The 14,756-nt window shown below is 51.2% G+C and carries 11 protein-coding genes, 1 pseudogene and 1 riboswitch; of the genes and pseudogenes, 2 read left to right on the top strand and 10 right to left on the bottom strand.

All coding sequences use genetic code 11. The annotated features are described in order from the left end of the window. Nucleotides 1–8: 8 nt before the first annotated feature. From DB847_RS08550 to sixA, 9 genes are all read right to left on the bottom strand, one after another. Complete coding sequence (locus DB847_RS08550; protein WP_108650299.1) at nucleotides 9–233, bottom strand: cysteine-rich CWC family protein; 225 nt, start codon at nucleotides 231–233, stop codon at nucleotides 9–11. A 13-nt stretch (nucleotides 234–246) separates the two neighbouring features. Beyond that, nucleotides 247–504: a TfoX/Sxy family DNA transformation protein gene (locus tag DB847_RS08545; RefSeq protein ID WP_108650298.1), complete on the bottom strand. Its 258-nt coding sequence runs from the start codon at nucleotides 502–504 to the stop codon at nucleotides 247–249. A gap of 79 nt (nucleotides 505–583) precedes the next feature. Continuing rightward, on the bottom strand, nucleotides 584–1,561 hold the full coding sequence (meaB, locus tag DB847_RS08540) for a methylmalonyl Co-A mutase-associated GTPase MeaB (RefSeq protein ID WP_108650297.1): 978 nt from the start codon (nucleotides 1,559–1,561) through the stop codon (nucleotides 584–586). 36 nt (nucleotides 1,562–1,597) lie between these two features. After that, nucleotides 1,598–3,100 carry a succinate CoA transferase gene (locus DB847_RS08535; RefSeq protein WP_108650296.1) on the bottom strand — a complete coding sequence of 501 codons (1,503 nt, stop codon included), beginning with the start codon at nucleotides 3,098–3,100 and terminating at the stop codon, nucleotides 1,598–1,600. Nucleotides 3,101–3,217: 117 nt separating this feature from the next. Next, complete coding sequence (gene scpB, locus DB847_RS08530; RefSeq protein WP_108650295.1) at nucleotides 3,218–3,997, bottom strand: methylmalonyl-CoA decarboxylase; 780 nt, start codon at nucleotides 3,995–3,997, stop codon at nucleotides 3,218–3,220. A 103-nt stretch (nucleotides 3,998–4,100) separates the two neighbouring features. Next, nucleotides 4,101–6,278 carry a methylmalonyl-CoA mutase gene (gene scpA / locus DB847_RS08525; protein WP_108650294.1) on the bottom strand — a complete coding sequence of 726 codons (2,178 nt, stop codon included), beginning with the start codon at nucleotides 6,276–6,278 and terminating at the stop codon, nucleotides 4,101–4,103. Nucleotides 6,279–6,312: 34 nt separating this feature from the next. Next, nucleotides 6,313–6,450: riboswitch (cobalamin riboswitch) on the bottom strand. Between the two features lie 998 nt (nucleotides 6,451–7,448). Next, entirely contained in the window at nucleotides 7,449–8,408 is a 960-nt protein-coding gene (locus DB847_RS08520; protein ID WP_108650293.1) for a nucleoside hydrolase, read from the bottom strand. Nucleotides 8,409–8,608: 200 nt separating this feature from the next. Beyond that, nucleotides 8,609–9,013, bottom strand: a complete 405-nt coding sequence (locus tag DB847_RS08515) for a GNAT family N-acetyltransferase (RefSeq protein ID WP_159084477.1) — start codon at nucleotides 9,011–9,013, stop codon at nucleotides 8,609–8,611. Between the two features lie 221 nt (nucleotides 9,014–9,234). Further along, the gene (gene sixA / locus DB847_RS08510) at nucleotides 9,235–9,708 is read right to left on the bottom strand and encodes a phosphohistidine phosphatase SixA (RefSeq protein ID WP_108650291.1); all 474 of its coding nucleotides are present in this window, start codon (nucleotides 9,706–9,708) and stop codon (nucleotides 9,235–9,237) included. A 219-nt stretch (nucleotides 9,709–9,927) separates the two neighbouring features. On the opposite strand from sixA, the pseudogene DB847_RS26335 reads away from it, so the two are divergent. Next, nucleotides 9,928–12,706 (top strand): annotated as a pseudogene (locus DB847_RS26335) (insulinase family protein). A 308-nt stretch (nucleotides 12,707–13,014) separates the two neighbouring features. Then, entirely contained in the window at nucleotides 13,015–13,680 is a 666-nt protein-coding gene (locus DB847_RS08495; RefSeq protein ID WP_108650289.1) for a hypothetical protein, read from the top strand. A 155-nt stretch (nucleotides 13,681–13,835) separates the two neighbouring features. Here the strand turns inward: DB847_RS08495 and DB847_RS08490 are convergent, their stop codons facing one another. Beyond that, nucleotides 13,836–14,537 (bottom strand): hypothetical protein, encoded by a 702-nt coding sequence (locus DB847_RS08490; protein WP_199911777.1) that lies wholly within the window; start codon nucleotides 14,535–14,537, stop codon nucleotides 13,836–13,838. Nucleotides 14,538–14,756 lie beyond the last annotated feature (219 nt).

Here is a 14,756-nt window from a genome sequence, read left to right as displayed (position 1 = left end):
AGAGAGGCTCAGAGGGTCTGTTTTAGCTCGGCCGAAACGATCAGAGTCTCTGCATGATATGCGGTGACACAGCTCTGGCAGATACAGGCTTTGCCCTGCAGCTTTTCAGGAACACGTTTGATCAGGGCTGCAGGTATTTTTCGCTCGGTGCACCAACAGGGCTGCTCGCTGTTCACCATGCAGCCATTGGGTTTATGGCACAGAGGACACAATTTCTCTTTTATCTGGGGCATCAGGGTTCTCAAATCAGGCTAATAACTGCTGGATCTCGGCCAGCAAACGTTTTTTCTCAGGCTTGGCAACCTCACTCCAATGCTGCTCTTCGAGCATAGAGACCAGCTGGTGCAAAAAGCGCATCATCGAAGGATCCGCACCTTGCCCCTTGAGCTGAATAAAAGAGCGAATGGCACCTATGGTTTTTAACTCCATGGATGCATCCAGCAGCTCTGAGACAGAGGGATCATAAACCTCGGGGGCCAGCTTAACCAGTGAACTAAGACTCATACACTCTCCTAAGTGTCGAACAGGGCAGGAAAACGCAGCCGGGCGGTAACTGAGGCTACCTCACCCGGCTGTTGCTTCACTATTTGATAAGGTCAAGAACCCGGTTAGCCGCCATGACGGGACTCAGGCTCTGATCTTCTAAAGAGGCAACCAGTTGCGGGATCGCCTGCTGAACTTCGGGCAAGCCCATGAAGTGGCTCTTGAGCCCCTCATCAATGATGGACCACATCCAGTCCAGTGATTGGCGCTGGCGGTTTTGCGAAAGCTCGCCACTTTGGCTCAGGGACTGGTGATGACTCAAAATCGTCTCCCATACCTCAGGGACTCCCCGGCTCTCAAGGGCGCTACAGGTCAGGACTTTGGGTGACCAGTTCGGCGAAGCCGGCCGCAACAGATGAAAGGCATTTTCATACTGCTTCTTCGCCACCAGGGCCCGATCCATACTGTTTTTATCGGCTTTATTGATCACCAGGCTATCCGCCAGCTCCAGGACCCCTTTTTTGATCCCCTGTAGCTCATCGCCGGCATTGGCCAGCATCAGCACCAGGAAAAAGTCCACCATAGAGGCCACCGCCACCTCAGACTGACCGACCCCCACGGTTTCCACCAGGATCACGTCAAAACCTGCAGCCTCACAAAGTAGCATCGCCTCGCGGGTCTTGCGGGTCACTCCCCCCAGGTGATTCGAAGAGGGAGAGGGGCGGATATACACATTGTCATGAGTCGAGAGTTTCTCCATCCGGGTCTTATCTCCCAGGATACTCCCACCGCTGATCGGGCTACTGGGATCGACAGCCAGCACGGCGACCCTATGGCCCAACCCGGCCAGGTAGAGTCCAAGAGACTCGATGAAAGTGCTCTTACCCACGCCGGGTACCCCGGTGATCCCGACCCTGATCGCCCGTCCGGTCTCCTTCATCACTCCGAGCATCACCTGTTGTGCCAGTGACTCATGCCTGGCATGGGAGCTCTCGGTCAGAGTGATCGCCTTGGCCAGGGCCCTGCGGTTGCCGGACAGGATCCCACGGATGTAATCCTCGGCCGTATCAAATCTCATCTTAATGATCTCCCATATCAATCCGGCTCAGGGCCCTCATGCGGTTTCCCGTAATCCGGGCAGCATAGCTCCCTGCTCCAGGAGATTCTGGTGAAGTTCGAAGCAGCGGCTCAGGTTGTGGCGGATATGCCCCTTTTTACAGGATGCGAGATAATCTCTCATGAAATCCTTGTACATGGGGTGGACACAGTTTTCGATAATCACCTCGGCGCGTTTTTTAGGTGACAGATTACGAATGTAGGCGATCCCCTGCTCGGTGATGATGGCATCCACCGAGTGCTCACTGCTATCGATATGGGTGCACATAGGCACGATTGTCGAGATCTTGCCGCCCTTGGCGATGGAGGGACAGACAAAGATCGACAGGTAGCCATTGCGCTCAAAATCACCGCTGCCACCAATGCCGTTCATCATATCTGTGCCACACACATGAGTGGAGTTCACATTACCATAGATATCCACCTCAAGGGCCGTGTTGATAGCGATCACTCCCAGCTGGCGTGCCAGGGTCGGGTTATTGGAGATATCCTGTGGCCGCAGCACTACCCGGGGCGCAAAAAAGTCCATGTTGTTATAGATCCGCTCCAGGTTTTCCGGAAGGATCGTCAGCGCACAGGTACTGGCTCCCTGAACTTTACCACTCTCCATCAGATCCACGATGGAATCCTGAAGCACCTCGGTAAACATGGTGAAGGGAGGGATATCCTTGTGATGACCCAGCCCATTCATCACCGCATTGCCTATGTTACCCACGCCACTTTGAATCGGCAGAAACTCCTTGGGGATCTGCCCTGTACTCATCTTCCACAGCAAAAACTCCACCACATGATTGCTGATGAGCTCACTGGTCTTATCCGGGGCGGCAAAGGGAGGAACCTCATCCGGTTCATCCGTATACACAATCCCGACCACTTTTTGTGGGTCGACACTGGCATACTGGCGACCCGCTTTGGAGAGCGGATTAAAAATCGGGATCAGATCCCGGTGTGGTGGACGCTTCACACTCAGGATGTCGGTCATCTCACTTAAGCGTGGCGAGTGATAACGGTTGATCTCGATAATCACCTTATCGGCGCACTCAAGGTAGGTCGGTGAGGCACCGATGGAGGTACTGAGATAGACACGGCCGTCGGGAGAGTACTCGGTCGCCTCAATCACCGCAAAATCAAGCTTGCCCAGTGAGCCGCTCTGCACCATTTGTGGCAGGTGAGACAGGTGAATATCTATAAAATCCACCTCTTCGGCATTAATCTGTTTGCGAAGCTCGCGGGAGGATTGGTAGCCCACTCTGGAGCTGATCGCGTTGGCCTCAGCCAGGGCCGAGTCCACACTCTTACCCGTGGATGCCCCCGCAAGGACCTTGAGTTTAAAGGGCGTTTGTGCTGCGTGCAGCGCTTTCGCTCTCTGAGCCAGCGCCCGTGGCACCGCCTTGGCGGCACCTGCCGATGTAAATCCACTAAAGCCTATCATGGCATCGTGGGGGATCAGTGCGGCAGCCTCCTCAGCACTGAGCACCGGAGCATGTGTTTGAATATTCATCTATGCCTTCCTGTTTGTTTTCACCGGGGAGCTCATCCGTTGAGCCGCCCGGTACTGTCTTTGAAAATATCGAACAGAAGTGGTTCGCGAGTCAGCGCATGACCCGATAACAGACCACTACTCGCCCTTAAATTCGGGGCGGCGCTTTTCAAAGAAGGCATTGATCCCTTCGAGGTAATCCTTACTGTTGTAGACTTTGCGACGGTTGCCCTGGATTCGTTCGAAGTCAACCGGGTTGAGCGGGAAGGCTCCGGCCAGAACCCGCATCTCATCTTTCATCACCGAGATAGATAATGGTGCGTTACGGGTGATCTTGGCCGCCATCTCAATGGTAAAGCCCTCAAGCTGCTCGACAGGCACAGCGTGGTTGATCATCCCGATCTCGACGGCGCGAGAAGCGGAGATCGGCTCGGCTGTAAATAGCATCTCTTTCATCACCGGGATGCTGATGTTCTGCATGAAGTTGAGGACACCCGACAGATTATAGGGAACGCCCAACTTGGCCGGAGTGATCGCAAAGGTGGATGTATCAGAGGAGATCAGGATGTCACAACTCATCACCAGCTCACAGGCACCTCCCCATACGGTTCCCTCCATCATGGCTATGGTTGGGTGTGGGAACAGCTCCAGCTCACGCACCACGCGACGCAGTGGATCGTTATAGGTCAGGGGATCGACCGTGCCTTTTGGAAGCTCCTTCACATCGTGACCGGCCGAGAACACCTTGACCCCCTTCGGCGCACGAATAATCACGGCGCGAGTTTCAGAGTTATTAAACTCATTGAGGGCATGAATAATATCATCGACCAATTCAGCGCTCAGCGCATTGAGGTGTCTTTGGTCATTTAAGGTGATGGTTCCGACGTGATTTTCGAATTTAGTTTCTACGAGAGACATAATAACCCCTATTAATCTTTGTAAATTGAACTGCCCTGGTCTGAAGGCTGGGGGAGAAACTCCCCCTTGGCAGTAAAAAGGATAAAAACGTTTTTCAGGATGATTAGGCTGGGCAGCCTGCGGTTTCACTCTGCTCAGTTGCCTGCTGCTCAGAAGATTGCGGCTCACTGATCATATCCAGGATCTCATTGGCAACATCCACTATGTTTGAGCCTGGGCCAAACACCGCTTTTGCTCCCTCCTGATAGAGCTCATCGTAATCCTGGCGTGGGATCACCCCACCGATGAAGATCTTGATATCCGAAGCGCCATGCTTTTTCAGCTCACTATCCAGGGTTGCCACTATATATTTGTGTCCGGCAGCCAAAGAGGAAGCACCGATCGCATGCACATCATTCTCCATCGCCATCTTGGCCGCTTCCTGCGGGGTCACAAACATTGGTGTCAGATCCACATCAAACCCGAGATCGGCCAGTGCGGTTGCAACCACCTTGCTGCCCCGGTCGTGCCCATCCTGGCCAATCTTGGCGATCAGGATCCTTGGGCGACGTCCCTCCTGCTCGGCAAAGGCTGCGGTGCGTAGCTTGGTTTGCTCAAAGCCGCTGTTTTCCTGACCATACTCTGATGAGTAAACACCTGAGATAAGCTCAGATTTAGCGCTGTAACGGCCAAACACTGTCTCCATCGCATCACTGATCTCACCCACGGTGGCACGAAGGCGCACCGCTTCCACGGCAACTTCCAGCAGGTTTCCACCATCACGGGCCACCCGGGTTACCTTGGCCAGCGCCTGTTCAACGGCGCTGTTATCCCGGGTCGCTTTAAGCTTCTTCAGGCTCTCAATCTGCTCCAGGCGAACCTCATCGGAGATCTCCAGCACCGGAACCTCAGCTTCCTGATCCAGCTTGTATTTATTGACCCCGACAATCACATCTTCACCCAGCTCGATCCGTGCCTGGGTGCGGGCCGCAGCCTCTTCAATCAGCTTCTTCGGCATCCCGGACTCAATCGCCTTGGACATGCCACCAAGCTTTTCAATTTCACGAATCAGTTTGCGGGCTTCGGTGATGATGGAGTTGGTCAGAGACTCCACATAGTAGGAGCCACCCAGGGGATCAATGACATCACACACCTGGGACTCTTCCTGCACAATGATCTGAGTATTACGGGCGATCCGCGCCGAGAACTCGGTGGGCAGACCAATCGCCTCATCAAAGGCGTTGGTATGCAATGACTGAGTGCCACCGAGTACCGCAGACATACACTCGAGGGTGGTACGGATGATGTTGTTATAGGGTTGCTGCTCGGTCAGGCTCCAGCCTGAGGTCTGACAGTGGGTCCGCAGCATGCAGGATTTAGGGTTTTTCGGATCAAACTTCATCATCTCTTCATTCCACAGGAATCTTGCCGCACGCAGCATGGCAATATTCATGAAGAAGTTCATCCCGATCCCAAAGAAGAAAGACAGACGTGGTGCAAAGTCATCGACACTCAGGCCGGCAGCGATCGCAGACTTACAGTACTCAATCCCATCGGCAATGGTAAAAGCGGTTTGCTGAACCGCATTGGCCCCCGCCTCCATCATGTGGTAACCACTAATACTGATGGTATTAAAGCGCGGCATATTCTTGGAGCAATACCCCATGATGTCTGAGATGATCCGCATTGAGGGTGCTGGCGGATAGATATAGGTATTACGGGTTAAAAACTCTTTCAGGATATCGTTCTGAATTGTCCCGGTTAACTGCTCCTGGCTAACGCCCTGCTCCTCTGCGGCGACGATATAGTTCGCCATCACGGGGATCACGGCACCATTCATGGTCATGGAAACAGACATCTTATCCAGCGGGATCTGATCAAACAGGATCTTCATATCTTCGACGCTGTCGATCGCAACCCCGGCCTTACCCACATCGCCGGCAACCCTGGGGTTATCTGAGTCATAGCCACGGTGAGTTGCTAAATCGAACGCAACCGACAAACCTTTCTGCCCGGCAGCCAGGTTCTTACGATAGAAGGCGTTGGACTCTTTAGCGGTAGAGAAGCCCGCATATTGACGTATGGTCCAGGGGCGTCCGGCATACATGGTTGGGTAAGGGCCACGAACATAGGGAGCCAGGCCCGGCATGGTGTTTTGAGTTTCAAGGTTTTCCAGATCTTCAGCGGTATAAAGAGGCTTAACCTCTATTCCCTCAGGGGTTGTCCGCTTTAAGCTATCAACAGGCTTTCCTTTCAGCTGTTTGGTGGCAGCTTGTTCCCATTGCTGTGTTTCAACTGACATATTCAACTCCGCATTTTCATTCTCATCCCGCGAAGAATGCGTTGTCTTTTATGGAGGTCTGGCTCACGAGTTAAATACCCGCTCACAGTGGCGCGACCGCTCTCGATTCTCACGAGATTCCCCATAGATCCTTTCAGATGCAGTTATGGATCCTTTTAAAATAACTGAGATAGAAAAACAGTTAGAATCACCTGTGCAGTGAATTAATCGTATTCTTCATCTCAGTAGGAATAAGTAGACAAGAAAAGCAAACCACTCGCTTATTTATCACGATACTTAATCTGATTTTCCTCTGTACTTATAAAGAGAGTGGAATTTAATGATATGTATTCATATAAATTTCTTTCGGCCATCCATTTGGATAAATCGGGTATTAAACATATTCCACATTCAATAAACAGATGGCTATCTCTCACTCGACGAAAATATGATACCGACACCCCTCACAACAAATCTATCCCTCAAAGGATGACCCATAATCGTTTAAAAATGGTCAATTTTCATCCTGAGTCAGCTCTGAAAACATATTCAGGCTCGTTTCAGTCGACTCAATGTTACTTTTCCGCTACATACAGATTGGATCATAAATAGTCTCAAGCTGTCATAATTGGTCACTTTCGGATGAGTGATAACCCGTAAAACGTAAGCTCTCACCCTTCACGGAAGCCTTGAGAATAAAGGCGCAAGGGACGATTGAAGATCCCCCTGCCGGCTCGGTCGGCCAATAGCTAAGCTGTCATTTATATCTTGCTGACATAATCGCCCTCAGGAGGAGGAAACAAACAAAGAACTAAATTAACATTTGATTAACCAGCAGGAGAGGGAGAGTCTTTTTTAGGCTGTTAAAAAGGTGATTTCTTAGGAGTAGATGCTTGTGATTCAATTAATAAGAGGGTTTTGTGTGACGAATATCTCATTTATCTAAGCGACACCTCCTCCCAATAGGAGCCACCCGCCCATGGAAGGAGATAGCAAAGATCCTTTCCGAGCCCTGAGCAACCCCAAATATGAACCTTGTACTTATCATCTGAATTCACCACTCCCGTTCGATGGAATCAGCTGCAGGGCTTTATATATCGCAGGCCAAGAAGGAATCCTCAGGAAATGATGATTCGAAGCCTCAGCCTGTCAGAAGTAGCGGTTGCTGCCGCTCAAACCACAGGCATTAGCTTATTGATAGAGCAGGGTCTCCATCAGGATCTGGTTAAGCCGCTTCGAGTCAACGCCAATACAGGCAGTTTTTTCCGGCAAATCACACCAATCGGGATCATTGGCCAGGCGGCGATTTTTGACAATGAGTTGGGTTTGCCCACGCGACCAGCCCTGGGTCACCACTCTTAACACTCCCTGTTTGGTCTCAAAGTGCTCAGCCGCCACCAGATAAGCGATTGCGGATACATCATGGGCCGCCACCCCTTCACGCCCGGTGTTTTGATGATAAAAGTCGGCATAACAGCCGCTGATCGTAGCGAGTAGCTCCCCCTCTGCTCCCCCTTTGTCGGCCAATTCGTTGAGCTGCAGCGTATCCAGCCAGATCTCATTGGTCACATCCAGCCCAACCAGGGTCAGGGGCCAGTTGGCGGCAAACACTTTTTCTGCCGCCTCCGGATCGCAACCAATATTTGCCTCCGCAACCGGCGTCAGGTTTCCCTGATGCCCCTGGTATCCGAGAGCTCCTCCCATCACCACAACCTCTTTGACCAGACTCGCGATTTCAGGCTGACGCTCCAGAGCCAGGGCCAGGTTGGTAAGCTGGCCCAATGTCACCAGGGTGATTTCCCCCGGATGCTGCATTATGCTCTGGATCAAAAAATCAACCGCAGACAGAGAGTGAAGCTCGGGAACCGCCTGCGGGATCTCAATATCACCTAAGCCATTGTGCCCATGAATATGGGCCGGGTACTGATGAGGCTCACCATGCAGCGCAACCGCAGCCCCCTGACAGACAGGAACCTCCATCTTAAATTGCTCTTTTAAGAACAGCGCATTGTGGGTCGTCTGCTCGACACTGGCATTCCCTGCAACCGTGGTGATCCCCATCAATTGCAATTGAGGATGCCGCTTGGCAAATAGCAGCGCAAAGGCATCATCAATGCCGGGATCGGTATCAATAATTATTTTTTTTATCATGAGAAGTTCCTTGTGATTGAAAATCGGGCCCCGGGATAGAAGCCGGTAGTTACAGCCCCCTGAAGGAGGCTATCTCTGGTAGAAAATGAGATCTGAACCTGATATCAAGGTCGGGGAGCTCGGCTCACAACCGCTAACGCGTCCAGGCCGGAGCCCAGGTCATGATTAACCCTATGGTGAATGATTTTTCCATCGCTTCATTAGAGGACATCGTCAGGCACCCCGGGCTCTGATAGTAAAAAGACAGAGCCAGCCTTGCCGTATCCTTTTTTCAGATAATAGCCATCCTCATCGGATAACACATAAACGCTTAACTCGCTGTGATCATCTGAGGCCTTCTGCAAAAGGGCTTGCCCAATCTTGTTATTTCTCCATTTGGTGACGACATAGAGTTCACTGATATAGAGTGCAAAATGAGGATCTAGCAGAGCCCTCAGGTAACCACAAAACTCCCCGTCACTATGGGCGACATAAGTAACCCCGCTCTCTAATGCCGCCTTATAGTGTTCGAGTGCATCACCCTGGGTGAAGCAAGCCCAATCCGGATCTTGTGAAATGGCATCTATAATCTGTTGCTGATGGATTGCTTTGTATTTAGATATCATCCGGATCACCGTCCAAAATGCCACAAGCTCGCCTCATCACCCCGGCAACTGGCATAACCCCTTCGAAACTTTTTGGAGCAGAGGCTAAGTCATAAGCCTCTTCCAATGTGATGGGTTCAAGAAGGTTTCACACCCGGGGTCAACGAGGTGACTCTTTGCAGAACGTCCGCAGGTTTGAAGATCTGCAACAATAGCCCCTGAGCACTTCGAAGCCCGCAAGTTCAGATGCTGTGGGGTCCCTCAAGCCAGCGAAGCTCACCCCTGTCGCCATTATCCTCGATTTCGATACAGGCAACCCCTGAGGTTGGAAAGATGGGAGCGCCCTGATGACTGGCAAGCTCAGAAACCAGATAGCCGACGAAAGGAAGGTGGCTCACCAACAGTATGTTCTGGTAGCCATGATGCTCGGCAAATCCAAGCAGATAGTCTGCGATGAGCTGCGGATCGCCATGGGGGACTATTTCATCACTGAGATCCACTCGCTTGGGCGTCGGGAGAATATCACTGATGATCTGCCAGGTCTGCTGCGCACGCAGGTAACTGCTATGCATCACATAATCAAGCTCAGATATTTTATCCCGCAACCAATAACCAACGGCTCGCGACTCCTGTTTACCGACATCAGTCAGCGGACGAAGCGCATCCCGTGAAGCGTGGGTAACCGCCTGTCCATGGCGCATAATAAAGACTCGCATCACAACCTCTTACCTCTGTCATCTGTTGCTCCATGTTACTGCGCTATGGCCCACAAATAAATATCCCATCCTAGTTCATTGGACTCAGGAGTAATTGATGTTTGCGATTTTAACCAAATCTGAGAGCTCAACAGGGCCTGAGCCACAATCCGGGTTTGCACCTGACGAGGGGGCTGTTGATAATAAAGAGAACCATTCAGAGCTTTATGGACCACCACCATGCCCCTAGTGACGAGCCCCAATGATCTGCGCCACTATCTTAGTCTCACTCTCGCCAATCAATTGCGGGTGCTGCTGGTCAGTGATCCGGATAGCGAGCGTTCGGCGGCCGCTATCGCGGTCAATGCCGGTCAATTTCATGATCCGCAAGATCGCCCGGGGATGGCCCACTTTGTCGAACATATGCTGTTTTTGGGGACCGAAGCCTTCCCCAAGCCCGATGAGTACCATGGCTTTATCTCTCAGCATGGTGGACAGCACAACGCCTGGACCGGCACAGAGATCACCAACTACTTTTTCGACATTGAGCATGATTTTTTTGAACCGGCTCTGCAACGCTTTTCCCGGTTTTTTGTCTGCCCGACTCTCAATGAGGCGCTGATCAATAAAGAGCGTCAGGCCATTGAGTCAGAGTTTCGCTTAAAGCTACAGGATGAAACCCGACGTTTTTACCAGGTGCTCAAAGAGAGCGTGAATCCCGCTCATCCCTTTTCTAAGTTCTCGGTCGGTAATCTTGAAACCCTCGCCGACAAAGATAATGCATCGGTTCGTCCCGAGCTTGTTGAGTTTGTCAAAACTCACTATAGGGCCAGCAACATGACCCTGGTCCTCTACTCACAACTTGATCTTCCCAGCCTCGAAGCGCTCGTCCTTCGTCATTTCTCGGATATCCCAGATACAGAGCAACAGCACGCCCTTGCGGATCAGCCACTGTATCGCCCGCAGGATCTCAATTTTATTTACCATATCAGCCCGATTAAGGAGCTTAGAAAACTCCAGATGACCTTTGCCCTGCCAGAAACCCGGCAGCTCTATCAACAAAAACCCCTGAGCTTCATCAGCCACCTTCTGGGTGACGAAGGTCCCGGTAGCCTGCTGCAGATACTCAGACAAAGGGGTTGGATCACCCGCCTCTCTGCCGGGGGCGGTATCAGTGGCTACAATTTCAAAAATTACGATATCGAGTTTGGTCTGACCGAGTCAGGGCTGGCGCACTACCCGCAGATTGTCGAGCTCACCCTGGCGACACTCAGGCAGATCCGGGCCGAAGGCCTCCAGCAGTGGCGCTACCGGGAGAGACAACAGGTACTGCAGACGGCGTTTCGCTATCAGGAAAAAAATAAGCCCATCGACTTTGCATCCGGTCTCTCGTTAAACATGCTCCACTATGAGGAGGATGACTGGATCCAGGGTGACTATATGATGGCATCCTTCGATGCCAAACAGATCGAACAACTACTGCAACAGCTGGATACTCCAAATCTCAATCTCTACCTGACAGCTCCCAACTGCACCACAGATCAGTATGCCCCTGGTACAATACTCCTTACGCAAAGGAGAAGCTGGATCCAGACTGGCTCAGGCAGTTGCAAACCCATAGCAGTTCATCGCCGATCACTCTGGCGCCTCCCAATCCTTTTATCTGCGAGAACCTTACGCCCCGGGAGCCTCGCGACAAACAGCACCAGCCTATGTGCCTCATCGATAAGCCCGGTTTTCGTCTCTGGCATTTTCAGGAACATGAATTCAGGGTTCCCAAGGGCAATATCTATGTTGCCGTCGACAGTGAGCATGCGGTGCGCTCGGTTCGCCATATCACCATGACCCGGCTGGCTGTGGCTCTGCTGTGCGATCATCTCAATCAGCTCACCTACCCGGCGGAGCAGGCCGGACTCAGCTACCATATCTATGCCCACCAGGGAGGCTTTACCATCCATCTTGGCGGATTTAGTCAGAAACAGCACCTGCTACTGGAAACCATCCTGGGGAACCGGACCCTGGGGTACCCGGATCCCAAGCGGTTTGCCCAGATCAAACAACAGCTCAAGCGGAGCTGGAATAATCAGATCAAGGGACGCCCCATCAACCAGCTATTCAACCAGCTCACCTCCCTGCTGCAACCCAATAACCCCCGCTGCAACAACTGCTGCATCACCTCGATGGGATCGCCCTCGAAGAGCTTCCGGAATTTATTCAGAACCTTTACAAGGCGGTGCATATCGAGATGTTTGCCCATGGGGATTTTGAACCTGAAGAGGCATTAAAAATAGCTGCCATGCTGGAAAAAGAGCTGACTCCCAACACCCTTCCCAGCCGGGAAACCCGACGTAAGCTAATAGACATCAGCAACTGCCCGACTCTTATCTATGAGATCAACTGCCCTCACCCGGACTCAGGGGTCCTGGTCTATTATCAGTCCCGTAGCATCACTCCGGCTCAGATCGCCCGGGTCTGCTTTGCCAACCAGCTGATCTCCTCTTCATTTTTTAATGAATTGAGAACCCGTCAGCAATTGGGCTATGTGGTAGGTACCGGACTACTCCCTCTCAATCAACATCCGGGATTGATTTTTTATGTGCAGTCTCCAAGGGTCGGCCCCAAACAGCTACAGCAAAGGATCGACCGCTTTATCGACAACTTCCCGCTGATAATGCTGGAGATCAACGAGCAACAGTGGCAGGAGACAAAATCGGGACTGCTGGCACATTTCAGAGACAAGGATACAAACCTGCGCAGCCGCAGTCAGCGTCTTTGGATCAGCATAGGCAATAAAGATCTTAATTTTGAAATCCGCTCAAAAATCGCCGGAGAGATTGAGAAGTTTGAACGCAGCGATCTGATCCGCTTTATGAGTGGGTTACGCTCTTCACGCTCCAGCCGCCTGCTGCTCTGCAGCCATGGTCAGCATCCGGATCATCAGGAGCCCATTGAGCAAGGGATCTATCTGGATGATAGCCGCGCCTTCAAACTCAGGGTCAAAAAATTCTATACAAGTTAGTTGGATCTCTCCTGGCGAAGAGCGAACCCCTCTCTTCGCTATAGGAGCGTCAACTCTGTTCGCACCCCTCATCGGTTCAGAGACTTTTTAAAATGTTTTGCGCTTTTAATGCTTAACAAAGCTGACACCGGTTGTGACAACTTCTGGCAAATAAAATAAGCCGGGGTCTCTATACTGCCCTAAGCCTTTCAGTTGCCAATCAACAGCAAAAAAGAAGCGGCCTCAAGCCCGATTCCTGGCGCATTGACCCCGTCAACCAGCAATCTTTAGCATGATATGAGATGGAGTGAAATCAACAGGGAGAGAGCATGAGTTCCGACCACCCAATAGCGACACCAGGCTCTTATGCAGATACAGGTGCGGGTAACTACTACCTCAAGTGCGTCAATGCCTATAGTCACTTTACCGGCTCAGATACCTCAGTGCATCTTGGGGCAAAGTCAGACATCATCGCCGGTAATGAAAACCGGGTCATCGGCGGCCTTGCCGCTGAGACCATTCTTGGAGTTGAGCTGAGTATCGTTCTTGGATTCTCCTATAGCTTTGAAAAGACATTGCATGAGTTTTCAATGGCCAAGCATGAGCTTATCGGGGAGATGGATAAAAAGTGTTTGGAAGAGCGCCAGGCTTGTGCCACACAAGTAAGTACTGTTCTGGATAAAACAGAACTGATTAACTCAAGGCTTAATGCAACAAACCAGTCGATAGCCAACACAGGATCAAAACTGGCGAGCTTCGAGACAGAGATCACGACCACGCTGAATACAAGAATCGAAGATGTGAATCATGCAATTACCACAGAGCAAGTAAGACTTAATGAAACCAACTCCCGACTAGATACAGTTAATACCAGCGTTGGAGAGTTAGGAACAAATATCACCAGTATCAATACTCAGATTACACGGCTAGATAGCTCCATTCGGGAAATAGATGTAGGCATGGAAAATGTGCTTCAAATACTGTTGGTAGATTAGCTCCTGGACCCAAACAAAGAATCGCTGAACCAAATAAGGGCTCAGAGTCTGAAGCTCGATAAGCTGGAGAAGTAAAATTGAGTGATTCAACGCTTTTTTGGCGTGACCATAATGGAGCTGCTCTCAAGCCAGGGCAGCTCCGAACCATGACTCTGTCAACCCAACACTTTATTCAGCAATGGCTTAACCTGCTGTGAGTATTGTGGCTGCTGAATATTCCAGAAAATCACCTTTGCCCCCAGGTAGCGGGTCGCAAATCGATACAACTGTGTGGCGGTAAATTTTTGACCTGTCTCAGGGGTGGTGTAACTATAATCCGGCTCCTGGATCGCCATTGCGATCAGGGGCAGCCGGCCTTTATTACAGTGAAAAAACGGATAGCTATTTTTCATCTGCCCCTTGCGATACGGAACCACATCCGGCCCACCCAGCCCAATATGATACTTGAGTGCAAATGCAAACAAGCGGCTCATATATTGGCGATCATTGTTCCACTCTCCGGGGAAAAAATTAACGTACTGCACCACCTGGCTGCGCTGAAAAGCCTGACGAAGAGCCAGCATATTGGCTAAAACAGAGCCAAAATACCGGTCATAACTAAAGTGAGTTGGCAGGTTTTTCTCATCCAGACTGATGGCGGTCTCCGTCAGGTTGATCCCGGCGATTTCTCCATCAAAGGCTTTGCCAAGTTGTTGCAGCAGTTTTTGAAACCTTTCTCGCACACAGGGGATCCACATCTTGGCAACCCAACCACTGGACAGGGGCTTGCCCTCCCCGGGAAAATCGGTCTGTGGCGTAATACCTCCTGCATAGCGTTTCGCCCTGAGATAATCAGGAACATTGATAATCTCAGGCATAAATGATTTATCCTGGATTTGGATCCACAACTTTTTATGAATTGACTGCAAAAGCTTCAGATCACGGCGGATCGGCTCGAAATTATAGACCCCTTTTTCTGGTTCAAGCAATCTCCAGGAGTATATTTTCTGCACGCCCGCAATAGGATCATTCTCAATCAGGCGCCGGTGTGCTTTGACAGAGCCTCCCCCATAAAGAGATAAACCTGAGGGGATGCA

It is taken from the genome of Dongshaea marina (assembly GCF_003072645.1).
GTDB classification, from domain to species: Bacteria; Pseudomonadota; Gammaproteobacteria; order Enterobacterales; family Aeromonadaceae; genus Dongshaea; species Dongshaea marina.
Note: the sequence above shows the minus strand (reverse complement) of the source record. Positions and strands in the feature narration are given on the sequence as shown.

Bases quoted from the DNA above. Each gene is read 5' to 3' on its own strand.
- DB847_RS08550 (WP_108650299.1), bottom strand. From the start codon at position 233: ATGCCCCAGATAAAAGAGAAATTGTGTCCTCTGTGCCATAAACCCAAT.
- DB847_RS08545 (WP_108650298.1), bottom strand. From the start codon at position 504: ATGAGTCTTAGTTCACTGGTTAAGCTGGCCCCCGAGGTTTATGATCCC.
- meaB (WP_108650297.1), bottom strand. From the start codon at position 1,561: ATGAGATTTGATACGGCCGAGGATTACATCCGTGGGATCCTGTCCGGC.
- DB847_RS08535 (WP_108650296.1), bottom strand. From the start codon at position 3,100: ATGAATATTCAAACACATGCTCCGGTGCTCAGTGCTGAGGAGGCTGCC.
- scpB (WP_108650295.1), bottom strand. From the start codon at position 3,997: ATGTCTCTCGTAGAAACTAAATTCGAAAATCACGTCGGAACCATCACC.
- scpA (WP_108650294.1), bottom strand. From the start codon at position 6,278: ATGTCAGTTGAAACACAGCAATGGGAACAAGCTGCCACCAAACAGCTG.
- DB847_RS08520 (WP_108650293.1), bottom strand. From the start codon at position 8,408: ATGATAAAAAAAATAATTATTGATACCGATCCCGGCATTGATGATGCC.
- DB847_RS08515 (WP_159084477.1), bottom strand. From the start codon at position 9,013: ATGATATCTAAATACAAAGCAATCCATCAGCAACAGATTATAGATGCC.
- sixA (WP_108650291.1), bottom strand. From the start codon at position 9,708: ATGCGAGTCTTTATTATGCGCCATGGACAGGCGGTTACCCACGCTTCA.
- DB847_RS08495 (WP_108650289.1), top strand. From the start codon at position 13,015: ATGAGTTCCGACCACCCAATAGCGACACCAGGCTCTTATGCAGATACA.
- DB847_RS08490 (WP_199911777.1), bottom strand. From the start codon at position 14,537: ATGCCTGAGATTATCAATGTTCCTGATTATCTCAGGGCGAAACGCTAT.